This is a genomic window from Achromobacter sp. LC458 (assembly GCF_001005835.2).
Lineage (GTDB): Bacteria > Pseudomonadota > Gammaproteobacteria > Burkholderiales > Burkholderiaceae_B > Achromobacter > Achromobacter spanius_B.
In genome coordinates this window covers 1-22017 of the sequence record NZ_LBHW02000065.1, presented here as the reverse complement: position 1 = coordinate 22017, position 22017 = coordinate 1, and the positions used below count along the sequence as shown (strand labels likewise).

Genomic DNA, 22017 nt, shown 5'->3' with positions numbered 1-22017 from the left:
TCACACCGTCAAGCTGATCCAGGTCGTCTTCAAGTCCGAATATTTGTCCAGCGCGTGCAGGGACTTGTCCCGGCCCGACCCCGATTGCTTGACGCCGCCGAACGGCACCGTGATGTCGCCATCGGCGTAGCAGTTGACCCAGACCAGACCCGCGCGCAGGCGGCGCGACAGGCGATGCGCGCGCGACAGGTTGGCCGTCCACAGGCCCGCGCCCAGCCCGTAGACCGAGTCGTTGGCCAGCGCAATGGCTTCGTCTTCGGAGCCGAAACGTTGCGCGGCCAGCACCGGGCCAAAGATTTCTTCGCGGACCAAGGCGGAATCCTGGTGCGCGCAATCGAAAATGGTGGGTTCGATGTAGTAGCCGCCCGTGTCGCTGCGCGCCTGCTTGCCGCCGATGCGCAACGTTGCGCCTTCGGACTGGCCGGCGGCAATGCGGTCCAGCACGCCCTGCATCTGCCGTTCGTCCACCATCGCGCCCATGGCGGTGGCCGGGTCCAGCGGGTCGCCCGGCTGCAACGTGGTCGCCACCGCCGCGACTTTTTCCATGAAGGCGTCGTAAATGCCGTCCTGCACGTACAGGCGCGACCCGGCGATGCACACTTCGCCCTGGTTCGAGAAAATGGCCAGCGCGGCGGCTTGCGCGGCGCGGTCCAGGTCGGGGCAGTCGTCAAACACGATGTGGGGCGACTTGCCGCCACATTCGAGCCACACCCGCTTCAAGTTCGATTCGCCCGCATAGCTCATGAAGCGCTTGCCCGTGGCGGTGGACCCGGTGAACGCTACGCAGTCCACGTCGGGGTGGCGGCCCAGCGCCTGCCCGGCCACCGCGCCAAGGCCCGGCACCACGTTGAAGACGCCGGCGGGAATGCCGGCTTGTTCCGCCAGCGCCGCCAGCCGGATGGCCGACAGCGAGGCCTGTTCGGCCGGTTTCAGGATGACGCTGTTGCCCGCCGCCAACGCGGGCGCCACTTTCCAGGCGGCCATCATCAGCGGGTAGTTCCACGGCACCACGGCGGCGACCACGCCCAGCGCTTCGCGCGTGATGGTGGCCAGCGCGTCCGGGCCGGTCGGGGCGATTTCGTCGTAGATCTTGTCGATGGCTTCGGCGTACCAGGCGTAGCAGCGCGCGGTCTCCGGCACATCGAAAGCCAGCGCGTCGCGGATGGGCTTGCCCATGTCCAGCGTTTCCAGCAGCGCCAGTTCTTCGGTGTGTTCGTCGATCAGGCGGGCCAGGCGCAGCAGGCGTTCCTTGCGTTGGCGCGGGGCCAGCTGGCTCCAGACGCCGGCTTCGAACGCACGGCGCGCGGCGGCCACGGCGCGGTCTACATCGGCCTGGCCGCAAGCGGCCACGTCGGCCAGCCGGCGGCCGTCGATGGGGCTGGAGGCGGCGAACGTAGCGCCGTCGGCGGCGTCGCAGTAGGCGCCGTCGATGTAGGCGCGGCCGTCGATGCGCAGCGTGGCGGCGCGGTCATGCCAATAGGCGCGGTCGTGTTGGCTCATGCGGGTTCTCCGGAATGAAGGCGGGATGGGGGGGTGGAGGCGGCGGGCGTATCGCTGTGCGCGTTGGCGCGCGCGACCATCGCGTCCAGCAGCACGTTGCAGCCCGCTTCCAGGTCGGCGGGCTTGGCGTCTTCGATCTCGTTGTGGCTCACGCCATCCTTGCAGGGCACGAAGATCATGGCGGTGGGCGTGACGCTGGCCATGTAGACGGCGTCGTGGCCGGCGCCCGTCACGATGTCCATGGCGGCCAGGCCACGGCGCGTGGCGCCGTCGCGCACCTTTGCCACCAGGTCCGGGTCGAACGGGGTGGGCGGGAAGTACTGCACCTGCTTGACGTCAACGGTGACGCCGTGGCGTTCGGCTACGTCGGTGCACGCGGCCAGCCAGCGCGCGTCCATCTGCGTCAGCGTGGCTTCGTCTTCATGGCGCAGGTCCACGGTGAAGCGGACCTGACCGGGGATGACATTGCGCGAGCCCGGATGCGCGTGGATTTCGCCCACCGTGCCGCGCCCATGCGGTTGGTTGTCGTTGGCGATGCCGATCACCGCCTGCAACAGGAACGTGGCGGCGTACAGCGCGTCGCGGCGGATGGGCATGGGGGTCGGGCCGGCATGCATTTCCATGCCGGTGATCACCACGTCGTACCAGCGCACGCCCAGCGACCCGGTCACCACGCCGACCACTTTGTCTTCATGTTCCAGGATGGGGCCTTGTTCGATGTGCGCCTCGAAGTACGCGCCCACCGGCCGCCCGCCCACGGGGTCCGCGCCCGCGTAGCCGATGGCGGCCAGTTCGTCGGCCACCGACTTGCCGTCGTGGTCGCGCGCGGCCAGCGCCACTTCCAGCGGGAATTTACCGGCGAATACGCCGGAGCCCATCATCACGGGCAAAAAGCGCGAGCCTTCTTCGTTGGTCCAGATGGCCACTTCCAGCGGCGCCTCGGTGACGACGCCGTGGTCGTTCAGGCTGCGCATGACTTCCAGCCCGGCCAGCACGCCGTAGCAGCCGTCGAACTTGCCACCGGTGGGCTGCGTGTCGATGTGGCTGCCGGTCATGACGGGCGGCAGGTCGTTGTTGCGGCCGGCGCGGCGCGCAAAGATGTTGCCCACCTGGTCCACGCGCAGCGTCATGCCGGCCTCGCGCATCCAGCCGGTGACCAGGTCGCGGCCCTGGCCGTCCAGCGCGGTCAGCGCCAGCCGGCAGTTGCCGCCCTTGGGGGTGGCGCCGATCCGCGCCAGGTCCATCAGCGACTGCCACAGCCGCTGTCCGTTGATCGAAATCGTGCTTGTCATGGGTTCACGTCCTGTCAATGGCCATTGTTGGCGGAGTTCGGGTTGCCGTTGCCGCGCGCGATGCGGGCTTGCGCGGCTTGGCGGATGCCCATCAGCGTTTCGCCCGGGGCGATGCCGTTGGCGTCGTAGCGGATTTCCAGCAGCGCGGGCAGGCTTTCCTTATCGGCAAAGGCCAGCGCGCGTTCAAACGCGGGTCCGAAATCTTCCGTGGTTTCCACGGCTTCACCATAACCGCCGTAGCCCCGGATGATCTGCGTAAAGTCGGGGTTTTCAAAGCCCAGCGCAATCGTGCGGGCGGGGAACTCGCGTTCCTGGTGGGCGCGGATGGTGCCCCAGATACTGTTGTTGAACACCAGCACGACCACGCCCAGCTTGTACTGCAAGGCCACGCCCAGTTCCTGCATGTTCATCTGAAAGCAGCCGTCGCCCGCGTAGCACACCACGGTGCGGGCACGGTCTTGCAGCTTGGCCGAAATCGCGGCGGGCAGGCCGTAGCCCATCGACCCCACGGTGGGCGTCAGGCTGGTGCCCGGGCCGGTGTAGCGGCGATAGCGGTGCGGATACAGCGCGTAGTTGCCCGCGCCCACGGTGATGCAGGCGTTGGGCGGCACGTGCGCGTCCACGTAGGCGGCCGCCGCGTCCAGGCTCATCGGGCCGGGCGCGGGCAGCGGGGTCAGGCTGTCCACCAGTTGCTGATGCGCGATGCGCACGGCCTCGCCGCGCGGCTTGGCATGACCGGGCGCCAGATCCGCCACGCTGGCGGCAAAGCTGGCCACATCCGCCACGATGGCCTGCGTGGGCGAAAACACGCGACCCAGCTCGGCGGCGTCCGGGTAGACGTGGATCAGCTTCTGGCGCGGCAGCGGGCTTTCGATGACGGTATAGCCTTCGGTCGTGGCTTCGCCCAGGCGCGTGCCCACGGCCAGCACCAGGTCGGCGTCCTTGACGCGCTGGCGCAGTTCCGGCGTCATCGCCCAGCCGACGTGGCCGGCGGCGTTGGGATGGCGCTGGTCAAAACATTCCAGGCGGCGCCACGCGGTGCCCACGGGCAGCTCGAAGCGTTCGGCAAAACCGGCAACCTGGTCGATGGCGGTCTGGTGCCAGCCATTGCCGCCCAGCAGCAGGAAGGGGCGTTCGGCGGCGTTCAGCAATTCGGTCATGCGCGTCAGATCGGCGGCGCCCGGGTGGCTGTGCACGCGCGGGTAGCGCGGCAGGTCCGCCACGCGGGCCGTGCCCCACAATGTGTCTTCGGGCAGCGCCAGCACCACGGGGCCAGGCCGGCCGCTGGTGGCGACGGCGAAGGCGCGCGAAATGAATTCGGGGATGCGGTCGGTGCGATCGATCTGCGCCACCCACTTGGCCATTTGCCCGAACATGCGGCGGTAATCGATTTCCTGAAAGGCTTCGCGTTCCATGAAGTCGTTGCCGACCTGGCCCACGAACAGGATCATCGGCGTGGAATCCTGGTACGCCGTGTGCACGCCGATGCTGGCGTTGGTGGCGCCCGGGCCGCGCGTGACGAAGCAGATGCCGGGTTCGCCCGTCAGCTTGCCATAGGCCTCGGCCATGTACGCCGCGCCGCTTTCCTGGCGGCAGACCACGGGTTCGATGGCGTCGGTGTGTTCGTTCAGCGCGTCGATGCACGGCAGGTAGCTTTCGCCGGGAATCATGAACACGCGGCGCGCGCCATGGATGCGCAACTGCTGCATCAGGATTTGGCCGCCGTTGCGTTCGGGAAGTGCGGATGACGTCATGCAAGGTCTCCTTGTTGTGGCACGGCCTGCGCGCGGCGCTCGGCGGCCCATCGTTCGAATTGGTCGTGGCGCGCCAACAGGCGGCGCGCGGTGTTGTAGGTGGGCGGGTCGATGCGTTCGGCGTCGTGGCGGCCGGCGCGTTGCGCCTCGAAGCGCGCCACGCAGTCGCGCGCGGCGTCCACGTCTGGCGGGGCCGGAGTGAACACCTGGTGGATCAGGGGCACCTGTTCGGCCACCGTGGCGCATTTGGATTTCAGGCCCAGGCGGCGGGCCCAACGCAGGTCCGCTTCCAGCGCGGGCAGGTCGCGGTAATTGAACGGGCAGTCGATCGGCACGCAGCCGGCGGCGGTGCAGTCCACCAGAAAGCGGGCGCGCACCGCGTGCAGTTCGATGCCGTCCTTGCCGCGCTCGGCGCCCAGGCTGGCCGTCAGGTCTTCGGCGGCCAGCAGGCAGGCGGACACGCGCGGGCTGGCGGTCAGGATGTCGTAGGCGCGCACCAGCCCCAGCGCCGATTCCAGCGTGGGCACGATCTCGGTACTGCCGGCGGGCAAGCCCAGTTCGGCTTCCAGCGCCGTGATGGCCTGATCCAGCGCAACGATCTGCGCGGCGCTTTCGGCGTGCGGCAGGAACACCGCATCCGGCGCGCCCGGCATCACGCCGCGCAGGTCGGCCAGCCCGTCGTCTTCCAGCTTGTTGATGCGCACGGCCGCCACGACGCCCTGCGCGCGGCACGTGGCAAACAAGGCCGCAATGCGTGGCCGGGCGGCGGGCCGTTCCACCGCCGCGGTGAATTCTTCCAGGTCGGCTACCAGCGCGTCCGTGCCGCTGGCCAGGCCCGCGGCCTGCGCGGCGGCGTCCATGCCGGGTACGAACATCCAGCTGCGGCGCAGCGCGGCGGGGCGGCGTAAATAGGTGTGGGTGGTCATTGCACGTGCCTCGGCAGGAACAGCACCAGTTCAGGAACAAACGTCAGCAGCAACATCACGCTGGTCATGGCCAGCATCATCCAGGACAGCGGGCGCAGCGTTTGCATCATGTTGATGCCGCCGATCTTGCAGGCGGCCATCAGGTCTACCCCGACCGGGGGCGTGTTGGCGCCGATGGCCATGTTGATGGACAGCAGAATGCCGAAATGCACCGGGTCGATGTTGTAGTGTGCCAGCACCGGCATCACCACGGGGGCCACGATGATGATGACGGGGATGGCCTCCATGAAGGTGCCCAGCAGCAGCAATACCACCGTCAGCACCAGCAGCACGGCCGTCTTGCTGTCGGTCCATTCCACCAGCAGGGTGGATAAGGCTTGCGGCACCTGTTCGGCCACCAGCACCCAGGCAAACAAGCCGGACGCGCCGATGATAAGCAGGATGGACGCGCTGCTTTCGCCGGTGGATTTCAGGTTGTCCCACAACGATTTCACGCTTAGCGTGCGGTACCAGAAAAAGCCGATCAACAGGGCGTAGACAATCGCGCTGGAGGCGGCTTCGGTGGCGGTGAAGATGCCGAAGCGGATGCCGCCGATGATCAGCACCGGCACCATCAGCGCGGGCAGCGCATCGATGGCCGCGGCGCGCAGTTCGCCCCAGGAAAACGGCTGGCCGCCCGCCCAGTTGTGCTTGCGCGACTGCCAGATGGCCACGCCGATCAAGGACAGGCCCAGCAGGATGCCGGGGATGATGCCGGCCACGAAGAGCTTGCCCACCGACGTATCGGTGATGGTGCCGTAGACGATCAGCACGATGCTGGGCGGGATGATGGTGGACGTGGCGCCCGCGCTGCCCACCAGCGCGCAGGAAAAGCCCTTGTCGTAACCGCTGCGCGCCATGGCGGGCAACAACAGGCTGCCGATGGCGACCACGTCGGCCACGCCCGAGCCGGACAGCGCGCCGAACATCAGGCAGGCCAGCACGGCCACGACCGCCAGGCCGCCCTTGATGTCGCCGACGATGGCGGCGCACAGGCGCACGATGCGCTGCGTCAGGCCGGCGCCGTTCATCAGCTGCGCGGCCAGGATGAACAGCGGAATCGCCAGCAGGGTGAAGCTGTCCAGCCCCACCACGTACTGCTGCGCCGCCACCATCATGGGCGCCGAGTCATACACGGCCAGATAGGCCAGGCACGACAGCACCAGGCCGAATGCAATGGGCATGTCGATCAACACGGTGATCGTAAACACGCCCATCAGGAAGAGAGCACCCGAAGACATCTTGTTATTCCTTTGCCGTGGCGGGGGTGGGCGCGAACAGCTGCGCCAGATGGACGACGATGGTGACCGCGCACGCAAACGGCAACGCCAGGTAGACCGTGCCGGCGGACACGTCCAGCGCGGGCAGCGTCTGGTCGCCCGTGAGCTCGGCCAGTTGCCAGCCCGCGTAGCCCAGCGCCGCCAGGCCCACGATGACCAGCAGCTGGTTCAGCCGCTCGAAGGCATTGAGCACGCGCGGGCTGCGCACCACGAAAGGCAGCAGGCCGGCCATCAGGTGAGAGCGTTCGTAGCTGCACGCCACGCCGCCGATGAAGGCCGACCACACCAGCACCAGGCGCGGCAATTCCTCGGCCCAGTGCGGCGTGGTGTGCGTGACAAAGCGGGAGAACACCACGTAAGAGATCAGGATCGCCAGCAAGGCCACCGCCAGGGCGGCAAAGGCCTTGCTGATGCCCGACAGGATGGCGGACAGTCGGTTAAGCATTACTGGGCCTCGCGGTACTTCTGCACAATCGCCATCAGCTCGGGGCCGTAGGTGACCGAGTAGGTCTTCCACACGGGCTGCACGGCGGCGGCAAAGGCGGCCTTGTCGACCTCGTTGACCTGCATGCCTTTTTCTTTGAGCTGGGCCACGAACTGCTGGTCGCCGTCGGTGATCATCTTGCGCTGGGCGTCGCGCCACTTGTCGGCGGCGGCCTGCACCACCTTCTTGTCATCGGCGGAAATGCGGTTCCAGACCGGCTTGGAAATGATCAGGTTGGCCGGGCCCCACACGTGACCCGTCAGCGACAGGTACTTCTGCACTTCGAAGAACGACGACGTGTAGATGATGGACAAGGGGTTCTCTTGCGCGTCGAACACCTTTTGCTGCAACGCCGAGTACAGCTCGCCAAAGGCCAGCGGGGCCGGGTTGGCGCCCAGCGCGGTAAAGGTGTCCAGGCGCATCTTGTCGGGCGTGACGCGGGTTTTCAGGCCGGTCAGGTCGGCGGGCTTGTTCACGGGGCCGCGATTGTTGGTCACATGGCGAAAGCCGTTTTCCCACCACGAGATGATGGTCAGGTTCTTCTTGTCGGCCAGCTTGGCCAGCGCCTCGCCCAGCTCGCCGTCATAGGCCTTGTAGGCTTGCTGCGACGACGACCACGTGTACGGCAGTTCCACCACGCCGAACTTCGGTTCAATCGGCTGCAACGAACCCGAGCCGATGATGGCGGCGCCCTGGCTACCGATCTGCAAGCCTTCCAGCATGGTCTTTTCGTTGCCCAGCTGGCCGCTGGGGAACAGCACGAAGTTGACGCGGCCGGCGGTCTTTTCCTTGACCTCGGCGGCAAAACCCTCGGCCGCCTTGTTCCAGCTGTGGCTGGGAGCCAGCACGTGGCCCAGCTTGATGTCCAGGGCATGGGCGGACAGCGGCGCAAAACCGGCCACGGCAAGCAGAGCGCCGCCGATCAGGGCGCGAAACGTTTGGGGAGCGTGGGTCATGAAGTAACTCCAGATGCAAGAGAGAAGTAGGGGTGGTGGGTTCAACAGGCGGCGGGGTGCGGCCCCGCTCAGTAGGATTGCGCCCGCATGGATGCGGGGTGGCCGGGCAGGGGGATACACGTACCGGTATCGGTCAGGCCGTTGTCTCCCACGGCCAGCACCTGCAAGGTTGCGTCCAGAAAATTGCCGACATACAGGTAGCGGCTGTCGGGGCTGAAGGCGATGCCTTCGGGCAAGGCGCCGACATCGATGGCGGCCGCGCGGGTGACGCGCAGGCCGTCGATGTGCAACAGCACGATCTGGCCGTGCGGATGGTGGAACCAGTCGGACGACGGGTTGTTGGAGCCTTGCACGATGGCCACGGCGGCGTGGCGGCCATCGGGGCTGATGGCGATGCCTTCGGGGCCGTCTTCCACCATGACGCGGTCGACGACGCGTGGCGGATCGCTTTGCAAATCCACCACGCTGATGGAATCGGCATGGCCGTCGGACGCCGTGGGGCTGCCCATATCCACCACCAAGGCCAGCGTGCCATCAGGCGACACGACCAGGTTGAACGGCACCAGCCCGGTGGTCAGGTCTTCGGACGGATCGTGCGTGACGCGGGGCGTGGGGCCGGTGTCGTCGACGTGCAGCACGGCCAGCCGATGCGTATCGGTCTTGACGACGTAGGCGCGGCGGCCATCGCCCGAGAACGACACGGCGACCACGGGCGTGCCCAGGTCGATTTCCCCGCAGACGGCCACGTGGCCATCGCGGATGGTCAGCACGGATACCGAGCAGCCGGCCTTGTTGGCGACGAGGGCCATCGTGCCCGCGCGGTTGATCGACAGGCCGGACGGTTGCAAGCCCACTTGCAGCGTCTGCACGATGGCCGGCGGCGTGGCGGTCAGGTCCAGCACATACAGGTCACGGCCCGGGGTGGGCTGCCAGCCCTTGCTATCGGCGCGTTCGGGCCACGCCATGGAATCGGCGATCAAGGCCAGGCGCTGGTCCGGCGTGACGGCCAGATTGACGGGCGGACCGAACAGCGAATTGGGCAGCGGCAGGGTGGCCACCAAGGCGGGCGCGGCGGGGTTGGCGGCGGCGTCGAAGATGCTGAGCGAGTCGCGGCCGGGCGCCAGGAAGCGGATCCGGCCGTCGTCCCAGGTGACTTTCTCGTCGTTGCCGACCAGCAGGTAATGCGGGGCGGGGGCTGGCGGTTGCGCGGCCGGCATCGGTGCGGTGCCGGGTGTGGCGGCCAGGGGCGTTGTCGGGGGGATGGTGGTCACTGGGCTGGTTGTCACAGGGCTGGTCGTCGCCGGGCTGGTCGTCACTGCGGTCGCGTGTGCGTTCATGCCGCCAGCTCCCGCGCTTCGGGCACGGCCAGCGTCGCGCCGATCAGTTGCCGGGTGTACGGGTGCTTTGGTGCAAAGTAAACCTGGTCCGCCGCGCCGCGCTCGACCACGCGGCCGCCTTGCAGCACGACAATCTCATCCGCAATGTGCTGCACCACCGCCAGGTTGTGGCTGATGAACAGATAGCCCAGGCCGCGTTCGCGTTGCAGTTCCATCAGCAGGTTCAGGATCTGCGCCTGCACGGAAACGTCCAGCGCGGAAGTGGGCTCATCGCAAATCAGCAACTGGGGTTCCAGCATCAGCGCGCGGGCAATCGCCACGCGCTGGCGCTGGCCGCCCGACAGTTCACGCGGGTAGCGGCCGGCAAACGCGGGCACCAGCCCCACGGCGTCCATCATGCGGCGCACGGCCGCCGCCTGCGACGCGGCGTTGCCGATGCCATGCACGCGCAACGGCGCGGTCAGGATTTCGTTGATGGTGCGGCGCGGGTTCAGCGACGAATAGGGGTCCTGGAACACCATCTGGATGCGGCGTGCGCGGGCGCGGGCGGGCATGGCGGTCAGCGGTTGTCCGTCCAGCAACGCCTGCCCTTGGGTGGGCGCCAACAGGCCCAGCATCAGTTTGGCGATGGTGGACTTGCCGCTGCCGGATTCACCGACCAGGCCGATGGTCTGGCCGGCGGGCACATGCAGGTCGATGTCATGCAGGATGCGCGGCGCGGGGCGGCGCGAGAACAGGCTGGCGCGGCCGTATTGGAACGACAGCGCGTCCAGGCGGATGCTGCCGGGCGCGGTGCTTGGCGCGGTGGCGGGCGCGCTGGTGGGCGGGGTGGCCGACGGCATGGCGGTGGCCTTGTTCATGGAAGTATTCATGCCAGGGCTCCTGCGCGCAGCGCGCCGGGTTTGACGCACAGGCAGCGGTGTTCGCCCTGCACGCGCGGGGCGATCGGCTGCGCGCAACGCGGTTCGGCCACCGGGCAACGATCCCGAAACGCGCAGCCCCGGATGGCGGTGTCCAGCGACGGCACGGCCCCGGCGATGGTCGGCAAGTCGGTATGCGGCGCGGTGCGTCCGGGTTGGGGGATGCAGTTCAACAGCATGGTGGTGTAGGGATGGCGCGGGTCCGCCAGCACCTCGGCCACGCTGCCGCCTTCGACGATGTCGCCCGCGTACATGACGATGACGTGGTCGGCGATGCGCGCCACCAGCCCCATGTCATGCGAGATGAACACCATGCCCAGGCCGAACTCGGCCTGGATGTCGCGCAGCAGGTCCAGCAATTCGGCCTGCACGGTGACGTCCAGCGCGGTGGTGGGCTCGTCGGCAATCAGCAATTCCGGGCCGCACATCAGCGCCATGGCGATCATCACGCGCTGGCGCAGCCCGCCCGACAGCTCAAACGGATACTGGCGCATGCGTTCTTCCGGGTTGGTGATGCCGACCCGGCGCAGCAGGTATTGCGCGCGCTCGGCGGCCTGGCGGCGGCTGACGCGCTTGTGCCGGCGCATCACGTCGATCAGCTGCGTGCCAATCTGAAACACCGGGTTCAGCGACGTCATCGGATCCTGAAAGATCATGGCGATGCGCGCGCCGCGCAGTTCGGCCAGCTGGCGCGGCGCCAGCGTGGACAGGTCTTGCCCGGCGAACTCCAAGCGCGTCATGCGGCGGCGCGCGGCGGCGGGCAGCAGGTCCAGCAGCGCCAGCGCCGTCAACGATTTGCCGCAGCCCGATTCGCCGACGATGCACAGCGTCTTGCCGCGTTCCAGCGTGAAGTCCACCGCGCGTACGACGTGCTTCGTGTGCGTGGCGGTGTGGATGTCGATATGCAGGTTTTCAACCCGCAGCAGGGGGTGGGACGTCGCGGTCATGGCCTCAGCCCTTTTTCATCTGGATGGCGCGCAGCGTTTCGCCAGCGCGGTTCACGCACAGCACCAGCACGAACAGCACGATGCTGGGGATGACCACCAGCGACGGCTGGAACAACATGTTTTCCTTGCCCTCGGCAATCATCAGGCCCAGCGACGGCATCGGCGCGGGCACGCCCAGCCCCAGGAACGACAACGATGCTTCCAGCGTGATGGCCATGGCCGCGTCCACCGTGCCGATGATGAGCAGGTTGCCCACCAGGTTCGGCAGAATGTCGCGCCAGATGATTTGCAGAGGCGTGCAACCTTGCAGCCGCGACGCGGTGACGAATTCGGCGTTGCGCAGGCCGGCGGCCATGGTGCGCGCCACCAGGGCGTAGCGTTCCCACAGCAGCAGGCCCAGCACCAGCACCACCACGGTCAGCGATGCGCCCACCACCGACACCACGGCCAGCGCCACCAGGATGATGGGCAGCGCCAGGCGGGCGGTAATCAGGAAGGACACGGCGCGGTCCACGGCGCCGCCGAAATACCCGGCGACCACCCCCAGGGTGGTGCCGATCAGCCCGCCCATCAGCGCGACCGACAAGCCGATCAGCGCCGACACCCGCACGCCGTACAGCGCGCGCGCCAACACGTCGCGGCCCAGCTGGTCGGTGCCCAGGATGTGGTTCCAGCCACCGCCTTCAGCCCACACGGGCTCTTGCAGACGCGCCAGCAGGTCTTGCGAATAGGGGTCGTGCGGGATCAGGTACGGGCCGATCAGGCCGGCCAGCACCAGCAGGGCCAGCACGGCCAGGCCAAGCAGTCGGCCGGCGCGGGCCAGACGGTTGCCGCGCGTGGCGGCGGGCAGGGAAGTCGCGGTAGCGGTCATAGCGGTATTCATCAGGCGGCTCGCACGCGGGGGTCCAGCCAACCGTTGACCAGGTCGGCAAGCAGGGTCAGCACGATGTAGATCAGCGCAAAGATCAGGATCAGTGCCTGCATCGTGGGGAAGTCGCCACGCAGGATGGACGTCCAGGCCAGCAGCCCGGCGCCATTGATGGCGAACACGGTTTCGATGACGACGGAGCCGGCCAGCAAAGTGCCCATCTGCGCCGCCGCCAGGGACACCAGCGGCCGCAGCGCGTTGCGCAGCGCGTACTTCAACACCACGCTGGCGCCGCCCAGGCCCATCGCACGCGCGGTGCGGATGTAGTCGGTGGCCAGCACGGTTTCCATTTCGGACTTCATCAGCCGCAGCATCGCGGGCATGGCGAACAGGCCCAGCGCCACCACCGGCATCACGTAGTGCTTCCACGTGTCAAAGCCCGAGGCGGGCAGCCATTGGTTGCGCACGCTGAACACGATGATGAGCAAAAACGCCAGGCAGAACGGCGGCATGGCCTGTGCGCAGGCGGATAGCAGCATGGTGGCGCGGTCCACCAGCGAGCCTTTGCGCAAGCCGGCCAGCACGCCCAGCGGTATCGCCAGCAGCAAGGCAAAGGCCATCGCGGCCAGGCCCAGTTTGGCGGTGGCGGGGAAATGCTGGCCCAGCAATTCGGCCACGGGGCGGCTGAAGTACAGGCTGTCGCCAAAATCGCCGCGCACCACGCCCGCCAGCCAGCGGCCGTATTGCACCAGGATGGGATCGCCAAAGCCGTGCTGTTGCGACAGGCGGGCGGCGTCGGCCGCGCTGCCTTCACCGGCCAGGCGCGCGGCCGGGTTGCCGGACGCAAACACCAGCGAAAAGCTGATCAGCGATACGAACACCACCAGCAGGGCGGCGACCAGCAAGCGGCGAAACAGGAATGCAATCATGGGTCAACCTATAGAGCTAGCGTCGGCTGGCGGCGGCGCATCGGCAAACATCGACATGCCGCGGCTTGCGTCGGCGCGCGCCGTTCCGCCCAGGCGCATCAAGCGCCTGGATCGGACGGGCACAACGGTTGGAACAACGCCTGGGCGCGATGGCCGCCGGATCAGTTCCAGGTGGCCTTGTAGAAACGCGGAAACTCGTCGCCATCCACCGAGAAGTTCAGGTCCTTGGCCTGCACGGCGTTCAGCGAGTGGTTCCACAGCGGCACCCAGTACGCCTGGTCGGCCACGATCTTCTGCGCGGCGGCGTAGTTCTTCGCGCGCAGGTCGCGGTCGACCGACGTGTCGGCGGCCTCCAGGTACTTGATGACGTCGGGGTTGCGCGCCTGGTCGTCCGGGCCGCCACGGAAAAAGTTGCTGGTGGACAGCGCCGCGTCGGCAATGCCGTACGAGCCCCAGTTGGACGCCAGCATGGCGATCTTGCCGTCGCGCCAGTTGGTCATGGCGGCGCCGTATTGCTGTTCCACCAGATTCACCTTGATGCCGGCCTGCGCCATTTGCGCGGCGGCCGCATCCAGGATGCTGCGCGGCGGGGCCGAGATCACCAGGTCCAGCGTGATGCCGTTGGGGTAGCCGGCCTGGGCCAGCAATTGCTTGGCACGGGCGGGGTCGAACTTGTAGGTCTGCACATCGGCCGAACAACCGAACTGCGCCGGGTTGCAGGCGGCGTTGATGACCTTGGACGCGCCGCCGACCAGTGCCTTGCGGATGGCTTCGCGGTCGATGGCGTGGTTGATGGCCTGGCGCACTTCCTGCTTGGCCAGCGGCGATTTGCCGTCGTCAAAGCGCGGGTTCAGCGAGATATAGCTGATGCGCATGATGCTGCTGCTTTTCACGGCAACCGACGGCGTTTTCTCCATGCGCTTGGCCACGTCGGGCGGCACGCGCCAGATCCAGTCCAGGCCGCCGGACAGCAGCTCGGCGTACTGCGTGTTGGCGTCCGGCAGCACGCGCACCACCAGTTTCTGCACGGCGGGCTTGGCGCCGAAGTAATCGTCAAAGCGTTCGTACACGTAGCGGCTGCCGGGCTGGCTGTCGGTCAGGCGGTAGGGGCCGGTGCCGATGGGCTTGGCGCCCATGTCGGACTGGTTGGCCTCGTAGTACTTGCGCGGATAGATCGGCAGGTTTTCCGACAGCATTTCCAGCGCCAGCGGGTAGGGCGTCTTCATCTTGATGCGCACGGTGTCGTCGCCGACTTTTTCGGCGCGGGCAATCCAGGCCACCTGGTTCTGAAAGCGCGCCTTGTAGGTGTCGGACGACACCAGGTTCAGCGTGTACAGCACGTCGTCGATGGTCAACAGCGAACCGTCGTGAAATTTCACGTCGCGGCGAATCGGCAGATCGATCGTGGTGTCGTCCACGAACTTGTAGCCGGTGGCGATGGATGGGCCGAATTCACCCGTGTCCTGGTTTTTTTGCAGCAGGCCCGAAAACACCATGCGCGCCAGCGCCAGGCCGGGGCGGTCTGATTCCTTGTAGGCGTCCAGCGTGGCGGGCGCCGCGTCGAACGCGATGTTGAGGGAATTGTCGGCCTTGTTGGCCTGGGCGGCATGAGCGCCTAGCGCCAATAGCGCCGCGCTTATTACCTTCACGGTACGGGTCAGCTGCATGTTTTTCACCTTGAACTGTTTTTATGTGTGTGGACGACGGGTGCTGCGGGGACTGCGAATTCACGTTTCAACGGACAAGCCGATCCCCTTGCCGCGGGCGGCGCTATCTGCGCCGGCGGTGCTTGCACGGTCGGTAAGGGGAGAAGCCCGGGCGTCAGGCCATGGCGGGCTAGCGCGTTATGAGGTCATGGGCTCATCGAATCCCAACGTTGCCGAAATCTTCCCGCAGGCGCGCCAGGATGCCGACCAGGTGGTCATGCATGGCGTGGCGCGCGCGGATGGGATCGCGGTCGACGATGGCCGCGAGGATGCGTTCGTGTTCTTTCTGCGCTTCGATCCACACCTTGGTGGTCACGAAGTGCTCTTCCAGACGGTGGAACACCGGGCTCAAGGTGCTCAGGTGCCAGATGTGCGAAATGGCGGCGGCCAGCGCGGCGTTGCCGCACGCCGCGCCGATGGCGCTATGGAAGGCGCGGTCGTGCACGCTGGGCGATTCGGTCAGCGACATGCCGTCGTGCGCGGCGCGGATGGCGGCAATCTGTGCGGGCGACGCTTTCTGTGCGGCCAGTGCCGCGCATTCCGGCTCGATCAGCAGGCGGGTTTCCAACAGGTCGAAGGGACCGATGTCGGTGGCTTCAGCGCTGCCCGCCGCGCTATCGGCGGCCGCCGCCGGTGGCGTGGCCGCGTCACGGGCGTCGTGATATTGGCCGTCTTCGCGCGGGGCGCAGACGAACACGCCCGTGCCCACGCGCACATCCACATAGCCCTCGATTTCCAGGGCGATCAGCGCCTCGCGCACCGACGCCCGGCTCACTTGCAGCTGCTCGGCCAATTCCCGCTCGGCCGGCAGGCGGCCGCCAACGGGAAAGTGGCCCGCCTTGATGCGCGCGGCGATCTGGTCGGCAATCATGCGGTAAAGGCGGGTGGGGGCAACGGCCTGAAGGGAATTCATCGTGGCGTGAAAGTGGGTTCCGGGGGGTAGAGCGTAATAGGTCTGGGGCGGATGTGTCTTGGATAACGTTTTGACGGGTTGGGCTTCGGCTTCGGTTCAGCTTCAGGGGCCGCGTGGAATGCGCTGGCCTTTGTTCGGCTGCCTGATGGTCCGGTGGTCAGGCCACTGGACGAAATGTACCGGAGCCAGACGCGCTTGGGAATGCGGGTGACCGCGTATTTGCCCGTTTTCAGGGAAAACCACTAGCGGGGCTCATCGTTTATGCTTCGCGAAAATCTCCTTGAACCGCAGACCCTTACGCCTTCCATGACTGACTCCCGCTATCCCTCGCTTGCGCACTGGGGCGCGTTCACCGCCGTAGTGAAAGATGGGCGAGTCGTCGGCTGCGAGCCTTTTCATGCCGATGCCGCGCCGTCGCCCATGCTGGACTCCATCGCCGAAATGCAGCATTCGCCGTTGCGCGTGCAGCGGCCCGCGGTGCGCCGGGGCTGGCTGGCGGGCAACCGCGAGCGCGAAGGCGACGACTACGTGGAAGTGGAATGGGACCACGCGCTGGACCTGGTGGCGGGGGAACTGGCTCGCGTCCGCGCGGAGCACGGACCCGGCGGTATCTTTGGCGGCTCGTATGGCTGGTCGTCGGCCGGTCGAGTCCACCACGCGCGCAGCTTGATCCGCCGGTTCCTGTTTCTAGGCGGTGGTTGCGTCGATCAGGTCGGCAACTACAGCTGGGGCGCGGCGCAATTCCTGTTGCCGCACGTCATCGGCACCTTCAGCCCGGTCAGCGGCGACGTTACCGACTGGGACAGCGTGCTGGCCAACACGCGCGTCATCGTGGCCTTTGGCGGCATCCCCACCAAGAACAGCCAGGTGACATCGGGCGGCGCGGGGCTGCACAACTTGCCGGCCTGGTTGGCTCGCGCGCAGGCGGCCGGCATCCGCCTGGTGGTGCTCAGCCCCACGCGCGCCGATGTGCCGGACGGCATCGCCGCCGAGTGGATCCCGATTCGGCCCAACACCGACACTGCGCTGATGCTGGCGATGGCGCACACCTTGCTGGCCGAAGGGCGGCACGACGCGTCGTTTCTCGCCAGCCACTGTGTGGGCGCCGATACCTGGGCCGACTACCTGACGGGCGCGGCCGACGGCCAGCCCAAGGACGCGCAATGGGCGGCCGGCATCTGCGGTGTGCCGGCGCCCACCATCACCGCACTGGCGCGCGCCATCGTGGCGCAACGCAGCCTGTTGACGGCGGCGTGGTCGTTGCAACGCGCGCAACATGGGGAACAGCCTTACTGGGCCTTGATCGGGCTGGCCGCGTTGGCCGGTCAGATTGGTTTGCCGGGCGGGGGCTTTGCGTTCGGCCACGCGTCCTTGAACGGCATAGGCGAGCCGCGCCGGCGGGTGCCCGGCCCCGAAGTCCCGGTGCCGAAGAACCCGGCACAGTTGGCCATCCCCGCCGCGCGCATCGCCGACATGCTGCTGTCGCCCGGCCAGCCATATGACTTCAACGGCGCGCGCCACACGTATCCGGACATCAAGCTGATCTATTGGGCGGGCGGCAACCCGTTCCATCACCATCAGGACCAGAACCGCTTGCGGCAGGCGTGGACCAAGCCCGATACCGTGATCGTGCATGAATCGTGGTGGACACCCTTGGCGCGCCGCGCCGACATCGTGCTGCCCGCCACGACATCACTGGAACGCTGCGACGTGGGCGGCTCGTCGCGCGACCCCTACGTGTTCGCCATGCACCGCGCGGTGGCGCCGCAAGGGCAGGCGCGTAACGACTTCGACATCTTCGCGGAGCTGGCGCGGCGCGCGGGCTTTCACGAGGCCTACACGGCCGGGCGCGACGAAATGGGCTGGTGCCGCCACGTGTACGACGGCATGCGCGGGGGCTGCGCCGAGCGCGGCGTGACGTTGCCGCCCTTCGATGAATTCTGGGCGCGCGGCTACGCCGAGGTGCCCGCGCCCGACTCGCCGTACGTGCTGTTCGAGGACTTTCGCCGCGACGCGCAAGCGCATCCGCTGCGCACGCCCAGCGGCAAGATCGAACTGGCCTCCGAGGTGGTGGCGGGCTTTGGCTACGCCGATTGCCCGGGGCATCCGGTGTGGCTGGCGCCATCGGAATGGCTGGGCGCGCCCGTTGTCGACACGTGGCCGCTGCATCTGCTGACGAACCAGCCGCGCCATCGCCTGCACAGCCAGCTGGACCCGGCCGCGTTGTCGCGGTCAAGCAAGATTCAGGGCTGCGAGCCCATCTCGATGCACCCGGAGGACGCCGCCGCGCGGGGCATCGCCGACGGCGACCGCGTGCGTGTCTTCAATGCGCGGGGCGCCTGCCTGGCCGGCGTGCGGCTGGATGCCGGCATGCTGCCGGGCGTGGTGCAGATGTCCACCGGCGCGTGGTCCGACCCGGACGGCGATCTGGACCGGCACGGCAATCCGAATACGCTGACGGCCGACATCGGCACGTCGCGGCTGACGCAGGGGTCCAGCGCGCAGACGGCGCTGGTGCAGGTTGAGGCTGCTCCGAACCTGGACCAGAACCTGGGGCCGGGCTCGGCGCTGGACGCAACCACGGTGCACGGCGCCTGGCAATTGCCCACCATTTCTCAGGCGGCATAGGGGCGGGGTGTGTGGCCGTTAAGGCTATACCCATGCAGGAACTGCAACAGGAACTGCGTTTGTCCTTTGTGCTGATCCGGCCGCCCATGCCGTGGCGTGCTGGTTCGCCGATCAGATGCCTGCTACACCCTGATTCATTACTTTATTGGAGCGATATTCATGTCCGTGCAAGCCCTGGCCCCCGTTGACGCCGCCGATGCCGCCGCCGTGCGCGCCTGGTTCAAGGAACTGTCCGACCACGTGCAGGCGGTGGACTACGCTGCCGCCCGCCACCTGTTCTCCGAAGACTTCCTCGCCTTCGGCACCTACACCAACTTCGTCACCGGCCGCGACCACGCCGAAAAGACGCAGTGGCGCAACGTCTGGTTCACGATCGACGACTTCATCTGGCGCCTGGACGACGTGCAAACGTTCGTGTCGCCCGACCGCCTGTTCGCCGTCGGCATGGCCGTATGGGATTCCACCGGTTACCACCCCGACGGCAAACCCTTCGACCGCGTCGGCCGCGCAACCGTGTCGTTTGCGCGCGTAGCCATCGGCGACCCGTGGGTTGCCACCCACACGCATATGTCCTTGTTCCGCGACACCCCCAGCGTCTCGCACGGCAACAAGCCGGCACGCAGCTGAGGCAAGGATGCGGCGCGGGCCTGCGCCTGCGCATCCGGTGTTTTACCGCGACGGCGGATCGTCGGGCGGCGGATCGTCGTCCGGCGGCGTCCAGGGCCGGCCGTCTTCGTCAGTGCTAAGAAATTCATCCAGCGCCTTTTGATCGGCAGCGGCTTTCTCCGGATTGCCCTGGTCAAAAGCGGAAGGCGGCTTGGGCGCGACGGCCAGGTAACGCAGCCGCACCGACGCGACGATCGCGTCCCACAACTTGCCGGCTTCTTTGTCGCTTAAGGTGGCATCCACGCGGGGCGGGGGAGGCGGCCGCTTCCAAAGGGGAATCTCGTGCTTGTTCGGTACGAAGCGGGGCAGGGACCAACGGACAAGGTCCGGTTGGTCATCCGGAGCGGCCGGCGGGGTAAGGGTGCCGCCGCCGCTCATCCGCATGTGAATAGACGGTTGAGTGAATGCGCGCTTGTCGCGATAGGTTTCGGCCAGGAATAGAAACGCGTGGTGATTGGTTTCGGTGAAGCCGAAGGCAAATTGTTCTGCTTGCATGGAGGCAAGAGTCAGCTTTCCCGCCCGCAAGGTGTTGTAGGCCATACCAGCCATCTGTTGTTTTGCGCGTACCTGAAGGCCGGTCGATGGACTGGGCTGCAAGGCCGTAATGCGCGTTTCCAAGCTGACATTGGACCCGTCGATGAAAAATTCGATCACTCCGACTTCTTGATCGTGGTGCTCGCGGATGATGATGGGCCCAAGGCCAAAGCCAGGACCGGCGCTGAGTGGGTCGGAGATTTTGGTGATGGTTTTGGCCAGCGCCTGGATGCGGGCTTCTACGGGGGCCATGACGTTTTTGAAGGAGTCAGCCCTGATCAAGACATAGACGTCACCAACCAGAAGGTGAAGCTCATGGGTGTGGTAATTCTTCAGTTCGGGACTGTGAAAGAAGCGTAGCAATATTTGCGTTTCGCTCAACTGCATCTTGGCAAGCATCATCGAGCCGCCCGAATCATGATCGACGAGCGCGATCTGCGATGCCCTGTCGTTGACTGCATCCGCAAATCGGCCAGCGGACACTTCGGTGCCCAGAACCCGGACTTGGGCGGTTTTGAAATCGGTATCCAATCCGTAATACAGCGTCACGTAGCTGCTGGTGCTGTAAAGCCAGTTCGAAGGAAAATCAATCAAATGCCTGCCGAGCACCCAGGTTTGAATGTCTGCGGTATCTGGAGTCACTGTTGTGTCCTTGCGAAGAAATAAATCATTGCTGCTTCCTATGATCCCGACGATCAGGAGTCCGGCAAAAAAGAAGCGCGATTTCATGACGGCTTCTTCGCCTGGGCAGCAATTTTCAGGACCCACTGAAGCGTGACAAGCTGAACCCGCTCGTCGTGGAATGGGCCTTCATGGTCAAAGCCTTGCATTTTCAGTTGTTCTCGAACTTCGCCACGTTCGACCTGATCGATCGGAGCACGGCCAGAACTCGTGGGTACTGTCCCGTCGCCGACGCCATCCTGCATGCCGCAGTGAAGTTCCCAATCGCTATATATCCGCGGTCCCTGGTCATGTGGCGTGGACGTATCTCCGACGAACTTTACTGAGGCGCGCCCAAGGGCACTATGCGGGCCCACGCGGACTATTGTGCGACCGCGGTGCTGAACATCGGTGTGCCGTGCCGTAATGAGCGATTCGATCGGAGCTGGTGCTCTTACGGTACCGGGCGACCGCAACCCTGGCCGTATGTTCCATCGGATGGTTTCGAAGCTTGGAAACTTAGCATCGGACCCATAGAGAACATAAGTGTTGGGATGGAAATACGTATTCAACTCGGCGTGGAATTCGCGGGCAAATTCGATAGCACGTTCGTAGAGGGTCCATTCAATAGCCGTGCCACCTTCCGGCGCCAGCCATTCCTCTTTTACCAAGCCCCACCATCGATGCCTTTCTAGATAAATGGAGTCATACGGGCATTGATCAAGCGCTGGCATCGCGGACAGGGCGCGAGATTGGTTTTCGCGCAGCAGCTTCAGCCATCCCGGGGAGTATCGCGTCGTCGGAAGTAACTGCAGCGCTCCGGGCGACTGGGCAAATACCGCTGTCACTTCCTGCCCGCTGCTGCCAATAACCAACGAAGCGCCGAAGCTCTCGTCTCGCATACCGACCTTGCACCGTCTGTAGGCCACGGGCGCACCGTTAGTCGGCATGACGCCGTGGACGATGCCGCAAATGGCGGTCTCCATGCCGGGCAGCGTGGCGCACATCCTGGCAATCAGGCCACCCATCGAATGCGTCACCAGCAAAACCTGTTTGCAGCGTTTTCCATACTGCTCCAGCAGCGTCTCAATGCGCTGCTTGAGTCGTCTAGCGGAATCGGCGTTTGACGCCAACCAGTTATACCCAAACGCGTGCACCGGCATATTGAATCGAACCCCGGCCAGCAGATCGTCCGTCGTCAACGGCTTGACGCCTTCAGTGTCGTCATCGATACGATCCATTCCGTTCAAGCCCGGCATAAAAACATCCACGCCAGGTTTCAATCGTCGATATGCGGCTTGCGGGTCTTCCCAGTGCTGGTCGTTCAGCTCCAGCGCATAGTTTTGATGGCGAAGAACAGTGGGGGAGTTCAGCACATGTTCCAGCCAGATCAAGAAGCGTTCGTAGCTGGCCTGTCCGACCTCGCCCCAGCCCCGCTCGCGATATCGCTTCATCAGCGCGGCCTTGCGTTCAGCGGGCAGCATTTGCTGGTTCTCTTGCACCATCCCCCACGGCACATTGGGAACGCCGCCCTGGTCATCGACCTCTACGCGGTCGGGGTGCAAGGTGGTCTGTCGGAAGCCGGCGTCTTTGGCCACCCATTGGGAGGCCAAGGGAGTCCGTAACCCCGCGAATCCATAATCAAGGGTCCAGACCTGTCGGGAATCCTGTCCGATGC

At 66.2% G+C, this 22017-nt stretch carries 18 protein-coding genes; 2 read left to right on the top strand and 16 right to left on the bottom strand.

All coding sequences use genetic code 11. The features are described from left to right. From YH64_RS28745 to YH64_RS28680, 14 genes are all read right to left on the bottom strand, one after another. Positions 1-1500, bottom strand: a complete 1500-nt coding sequence (locus YH64_RS28745) for an aldehyde dehydrogenase (protein WP_046807332.1) — start codon at positions 1498-1500, stop codon at positions 1-3. After that, the gene (locus YH64_RS28740; RefSeq protein ID WP_046807331.1) at positions 1497-2792 is read right to left on the bottom strand and encodes a Zn-dependent hydrolase; all 1296 of its coding nucleotides are present in this window, start codon (positions 2790-2792) and stop codon (positions 1497-1499) included. Before YH64_RS28740 ends, YH64_RS28745 begins: the two co-directional genes overlap by 4 nt. A gap of 14 nt (positions 2793-2806) precedes the next feature. After that, positions 2807-4546, bottom strand: a complete 1740-nt coding sequence (locus YH64_RS28735) for a thiamine pyrophosphate-binding protein (protein ID WP_046807330.1) — start codon at positions 4544-4546, stop codon at positions 2807-2809. Beyond that, entirely contained in the window at positions 4543-5472 is a 930-nt protein-coding gene (locus tag YH64_RS28730) for a CoA ester lyase (protein ID WP_046807329.1), read from the bottom strand. The genes YH64_RS28735 and YH64_RS28730 overlap by 4 nt, the downstream gene beginning before the upstream one ends. Then, positions 5469-6752 carry a TRAP transporter large permease gene (locus YH64_RS28725; RefSeq protein WP_046807328.1) on the bottom strand — a complete coding sequence of 428 codons (1284 nt, stop codon included), beginning with the start codon at positions 6750-6752 and terminating at the stop codon, positions 5469-5471. Before YH64_RS28725 ends, YH64_RS28730 begins: the two co-directional genes overlap by 4 nt. A gap of 4 nt (positions 6753-6756) precedes the next feature. Continuing rightward, positions 6757-7236, bottom strand: coding sequence for a TRAP transporter small permease (locus YH64_RS28720; RefSeq protein ID WP_046807327.1), 480 nt, complete (start codon positions 7234-7236; stop codon positions 6757-6759). Beyond that, complete coding sequence (locus tag YH64_RS28715; RefSeq protein ID WP_046807326.1) at positions 7236-8231, bottom strand: DctP family TRAP transporter solute-binding subunit; 996 nt, start codon at positions 8229-8231, stop codon at positions 7236-7238. The genes YH64_RS28720 and YH64_RS28715 overlap by 1 nt, the downstream gene beginning before the upstream one ends. 68 nt (positions 8232-8299) lie before the next feature. Continuing rightward, positions 8300-9517, bottom strand: a complete 1218-nt coding sequence (locus tag YH64_RS28710; RefSeq protein WP_255444846.1) for a YncE family protein — start codon at positions 9515-9517, stop codon at positions 8300-8302. Positions 9518-9564: 47 nt separating this feature from the next. Then, complete coding sequence (locus tag YH64_RS28705; RefSeq protein ID WP_046807343.1) at positions 9565-10410, bottom strand: ATP-binding cassette domain-containing protein; 846 nt, start codon at positions 10408-10410, stop codon at positions 9565-9567. 26 nt (positions 10411-10436) lie between these two features. Beyond that, entirely contained in the window at positions 10437-11435 is a 999-nt protein-coding gene (locus tag YH64_RS28700; RefSeq protein ID WP_046807325.1) for an ABC transporter ATP-binding protein, read from the bottom strand. A gap of 4 nt (positions 11436-11439) precedes the next feature. Further along, a complete protein-coding gene (locus YH64_RS28695; RefSeq protein ID WP_255444844.1) occupies positions 11440-12306 on the bottom strand; it encodes an ABC transporter permease in 867 nt (288 codons plus the stop codon). Between the two features lie 11 nt (positions 12307-12317). Beyond that, positions 12318-13232 carry an ABC transporter permease gene (locus YH64_RS28690; RefSeq protein ID WP_046807323.1) on the bottom strand — a complete coding sequence of 305 codons (915 nt, stop codon included), beginning with the start codon at positions 13230-13232 and terminating at the stop codon, positions 12318-12320. A 161-nt stretch (positions 13233-13393) separates the two neighbouring features. Then, positions 13394-14899 carry an ABC transporter substrate-binding protein gene (locus YH64_RS28685; protein ID WP_046807322.1) on the bottom strand — a complete coding sequence of 502 codons (1506 nt, stop codon included), beginning with the start codon at positions 14897-14899 and terminating at the stop codon, positions 13394-13396. 193 nt (positions 14900-15092) lie between these two features. Beyond that, positions 15093-15851 (bottom strand): FadR/GntR family transcriptional regulator, encoded by a 759-nt coding sequence (locus tag YH64_RS28680; RefSeq protein WP_046807321.1) that lies wholly within the window; start codon positions 15849-15851, stop codon positions 15093-15095. Between the two features lie 306 nt (positions 15852-16157). Here YH64_RS28680 and YH64_RS28675 point away from each other — a divergent pair, with 306 nt between their 5' ends. Together YH64_RS28675 and YH64_RS28670 are read left to right on the top strand one after the other, a co-directional pair. Continuing rightward, the gene (locus tag YH64_RS28675; protein ID WP_082134654.1) at positions 16158-18479 is read left to right on the top strand and encodes a molybdopterin-dependent oxidoreductase; all 2322 of its coding nucleotides are present in this window, start codon (positions 16158-16160) and stop codon (positions 18477-18479) included. 159 nt (positions 18480-18638) lie between these two features. After that, the gene (locus YH64_RS28670; RefSeq protein WP_046807320.1) at positions 18639-19106 is read left to right on the top strand and encodes a ketosteroid isomerase; all 468 of its coding nucleotides are present in this window, start codon (positions 18639-18641) and stop codon (positions 19104-19106) included. Between the two features lie 42 nt (positions 19107-19148). On the opposite strand, the gene YH64_RS28665 is transcribed toward YH64_RS28670, so the two are convergent. Further along, on the bottom strand, positions 19149-20408 hold the full coding sequence (locus YH64_RS28665) for a T6SS immunity protein Tli4 family protein (protein ID WP_143215594.1): 1260 nt from the start codon (positions 20406-20408) through the stop codon (positions 19149-19151). Beyond that, positions 20405-22017: hypothetical protein (locus YH64_RS28660; RefSeq protein WP_221935934.1), on the bottom strand; the 1613-nt coding region annotated here is incomplete at its 5' end. The genes YH64_RS28660 and YH64_RS28665, both read right to left, overlap by 4 nt.

Coding starts and splice junctions, on each gene's coding strand:
- YH64_RS28730 (WP_046807329.1), bottom strand. CDS start 5,472: ATGACCACCCACACCTATTTACGCCGCCCCGCCGCGCTGCGCCGCAGC.
- YH64_RS28675 (WP_082134654.1), top strand. CDS start 16,158: ATGACTGACTCCCGCTATCCCTCGCTTGCGCACTGGGGCGCGTTCACC.
- YH64_RS28740 (WP_046807331.1), bottom strand. CDS start 2,792: ATGACAAGCACGATTTCGATCAACGGACAGCGGCTGTGGCAGTCGCTG.
- YH64_RS28680 (WP_046807321.1), bottom strand. CDS start 15,851: ATGAATTCCCTTCAGGCCGTTGCCCCCACCCGCCTTTACCGCATGATT.
- YH64_RS28745 (WP_046807332.1), bottom strand. CDS start 1,500: ATGAGCCAACACGACCGCGCCTATTGGCATGACCGCGCCGCCACGCTG.
- YH64_RS28690 (WP_046807323.1), bottom strand. CDS start 13,232: ATGATTGCATTCCTGTTTCGCCGCTTGCTGGTCGCCGCCCTGCTGGTG.
- YH64_RS28735 (WP_046807330.1), bottom strand. CDS start 4,546: ATGACGTCATCCGCACTTCCCGAACGCAACGGCGGCCAAATCCTGATG.
- YH64_RS28670 (WP_046807320.1), top strand. CDS start 18,639: ATGTCCGTGCAAGCCCTGGCCCCCGTTGACGCCGCCGATGCCGCCGCC.
- YH64_RS28720 (WP_046807327.1), bottom strand. CDS start 7,236: ATGCTTAACCGACTGTCCGCCATCCTGTCGGGCATCAGCAAGGCCTTT.
- YH64_RS28715 (WP_046807326.1), bottom strand. CDS start 8,231: ATGACCCACGCTCCCCAAACGTTTCGCGCCCTGATCGGCGGCGCTCTG.
- YH64_RS28700 (WP_046807325.1), bottom strand. CDS start 11,435: ATGACCGCGACGTCCCACCCCCTGCTGCGGGTTGAAAACCTGCATATC.
- YH64_RS28725 (WP_046807328.1), bottom strand. CDS start 6,752: ATGTCTTCGGGTGCTCTCTTCCTGATGGGCGTGTTTACGATCACCGTG.
- YH64_RS28685 (WP_046807322.1), bottom strand. CDS start 14,899: ATGCAGCTGACCCGTACCGTGAAGGTAATAAGCGCGGCGCTATTGGCG.
- YH64_RS28705 (WP_046807343.1), bottom strand. CDS start 10,410: ATGCCGTCGGCCACCCCGCCCACCAGCGCGCCCGCCACCGCGCCAAGC.
- YH64_RS28665 (WP_143215594.1), bottom strand. CDS start 20,408: ATGAAATCGCGCTTCTTTTTTGCCGGACTCCTGATCGTCGGGATCATA.
- YH64_RS28695 (WP_255444844.1), bottom strand. CDS start 12,306: ATGACCGCTACCGCGACTTCCCTGCCCGCCGCCACGCGCGGCAACCGT.